General features: G+C 47.6%; 1 pseudogene. It reads left to right on the top strand.

The features are described from left to right. Window positions 1–35: 35 nt before the first annotated feature. A pseudogene (locus tag AC1DWB_RS36965) lies at window positions 36–603 on the top strand (hypothetical protein); the annotation flags it as partial.

Raw genomic sequence — 603 nt, 5'->3', positions numbered from 1 at the left:
GACAACTTGCCAGCATATTAATATGGAGGTGCGCAATGCCAACAATTAGCTTTCCAGGCGTAAACAAAGGCATGTCCACAGATCAATTGGCCGACCTTGTTGCCCGTATGATAAAAGAGGTTCAGTGGTTGCTCAACGGAAACATAGATTCTCTCAACATTAAGAGGTTAACAGCCGACTTGATTATCGCTGGGACCATCATTACGAACAAAGTTACGATTCGCGCTGACTTAAACGATGGCGCATACATCGAGATAAATGGATCGGGAATGACCGTCTTTAACGGCACGAATACAACGTTCTCGGTTGATTTTGATGGGAATGTGATCGCTACTAGTATCATCCTGAGAAGCGCAGCAAGTGGGGAACGTGTAGCGATAGATTCGACAGGATTCCACTCTTACGATTCGACAGGTGTCGAGCGTATTACGATCGGGACAACTCCAACTAAAGGAGCAAAGGCGTTAATCACCCGCGATTCTTCGGGATCCGTGCAGGGCGCGTATACCTACGACACCGAAACCGTGGATGGAGATAGTAGAACGGGTCAATATATGACAGCACACTTCGCATACGTCCTCTTGGGGGACGACGGAAGTATTC

This window comes from Paenibacillus sp. P4_E11 (assembly GCF_056401635.1).
Note: the sequence above shows the minus strand (reverse complement) of the source record. Positions and strands in the feature narration are given on the sequence as shown.